Below are 2,205 nucleotides of genomic sequence, written 5' to 3' on the forward strand. Positions count from 1 at the left end.
TCCATGGGCTCGCCCAAGAGGGCGCGGCGCACGACGCGTTCGGCGGCGTGGCCGTCGTCCCAGGGGCAGAAGCGGGCGCGGAAGGCGCCCCGCAGGGCGCGGGCCTCGGGGCCGCGCCAGGTGCCGGTGCGGAAGACGGCGGTGAGCTCGTCCTCGGTGCGGGTGACGGGTCCCGGGGTCTCGCCGGGGCGGCCGGAGAGCAGGTCGAAGTAGACGCCGCGGGAGTCGCGGTAGCTCTCCCAGTCGGGTGCGTGGATGACCAGGGGCCGGTCGAGGTTGGCGTAGTCGAACATCAGGGACGAGTAGTCCGTGATGAGGGCGTCCGCCGCCAGGCACAGGTCCTCCACCGAGGGGTGGCGGGAGACGTCCCGTACCAGTCCGTGTGCGTGCAGGTCGCGCAGCGCGCTGTCCCGGCCGTAGTAGTAGTGCGTACGCACCAGCAGTACGTACTCCTCGCCCAGTCCGGCACTCAGCCGTTCCAGGTCGAGGCGGGGGACGAAGCCCCTGCGGTAGTCGCGCGCGGTGGGCGCGTACAGCAGGGCGATCCGGCCGCGCGGGATGCCGAGCCGGGCGCGGACGGCGGTGATCTCCTCCGCGGTGGCGGTCGCGTAGCGGTCGTTGCGCGGGTAGCCGGCGGGCAGGTCCTCGTAGCCGCAGGGGAAGACGCGGTCCCACACCTCGGCCGAGTGCCGGTTGGCGGTGACGCTCAGGTCCCACCGGCCCGCCCGGCGCAGCAGCTTGCCGAAGTCCATCTGCGCTGCGGCGGGGTACGGCTGCTGGTCCAGGCCCATGGTTTTGAGCGGGGTGCCGTGGTGGGTCATGACGTGCACCTGGCCGGGCCGTTTCACCAGGTGGTCGGGGAAGTTGACGTTGTTGACGAAGTAGCGGGCGCGGGCCAGCGTCCGCCAGTAGCGCAGCGACCCGGGCACCACGTGGTCGGTGCCGGGCGGCAGCGAGTGGACGGCCTCCGGGCGTACGACCCACACGCTGCGCAGGTGCGGCGCCAGCTCCCGCGCCTTGGCCTCGACCGCCTGCGGATTGCAGGCCACCCCCCGGTTCCAGTACGCCGAATAGACGGCCACGTCGGAGTGGAGCGGCAACCTCCGCTGCAGGGCGTAGTAGGCGCCGTGGAAGGCGCGGGCGGCGTAGGGGCGGGCCGCGCGGGCGCCGCGCCGGGCGAGCCCGGCCGTGCGGCGTACGAACTCGCGTGCGGCGAACAGCGGGTAGATGTTGCGGGCGAGCAGCCGGCAGTCGCGGGCCCGGTTGCGCGGCGGGGCGAAGCCGGGGGGCAGGTGCTCGCGGTAGAGCCGGGCCGCCTGCCGGAAGAAGGCGCGCCGGTCGGCGGGGCGTACCCGCTCCCGGCGCCGTATGCAGAAGACCAGGTGTGACACTGCCCGCTCGAACAGCAGCGGGCGGTACGCGGCCAGTTCGGGGCGCCGCTCCAGGAAGGCGAACAGGGAGGCGTACTGCGGGAAGACGTCGAAGTGCCGGCGCCCCGGGGAGCGGGTGATGGCGCCCTGGTGCCGCTGCCGGTAGTCGACGCAGATGCGGGGCAGACAGCCGACGGACTCCGCGCACACCAGCGCCTCGTTCGAGAGCGGGGCGTCCTCGTACAGTCCGGGCTCGAAGCGCAGGCCCTCGCGCAGATAGAACGCGCGGCGGTACGCCTTGTTCCAGGCGACGTGGAAGAGCGTGAGCAGCTGCGGGTTCTCGGCCACGGTGAAGGTCTGGGTGCCGACCGCGGCCAGCTGCGGGCCGTAGGAGCTGGCCGCGGTGCGGCCATCCCACCAGGACCGCTGGTGGTCGAAGATCAGTACGTCCGGGGAGCCGCAGGCGGTCAGCTGCCGGTCGATGGCCGCCAGGGCGCCCGGCAGATAGCTGTCGTCGCTGTCGAGGAAGAGGAGGTAGGCGCCGCGCGCGTGTTCGACGCCGGTGTTGCGGGCCCGCCCCAGTCCCACGTTCTCGGGCAGGTGCAGCACCCGTACCCGCGGGTCGCGGGCCGCGTACTCGTCGAGTATCGCGCCGCTGTGGTCGGGGGAGTGGTCGTCGACGGCTATGACCTCGAGGTCGGTGAAGGACTGGCCGAGGACCGAGTCGAGACACTCGCGCAGGTAGCCCTGGACCTTGAACACCGGTACGACGACGCTGAAGCGGGGCATGACCACCAGTCCTTCGCTACGAGGGGAGCGGGAGTCGGGAGGGGAG

1 protein-coding gene is annotated in these 2,205 nt (G+C 72.7%); it reads right to left on the reverse strand.

The window, feature by feature from the left end; genetic code table 11:
* A partial coding sequence (locus ITI46_RS34225) for a bifunctional glycosyltransferase/CDP-glycerol:glycerophosphate glycerophosphotransferase (RefSeq protein ID WP_209243914.1) occupies positions 1 to 2,159 on the reverse strand: 2,159 nt, incomplete at its 3' end.
* Between the last annotated feature and the right edge of the window lie 46 nt (positions 2,160 to 2,205).

Origin of the sequence: Streptomyces oryzae (genome assembly GCF_017676365.1) — a bacterium.
Lineage (GTDB): Bacteria > Actinomycetota > Actinomycetes > Streptomycetales > Streptomycetaceae > Streptomyces > Streptomyces oryzae.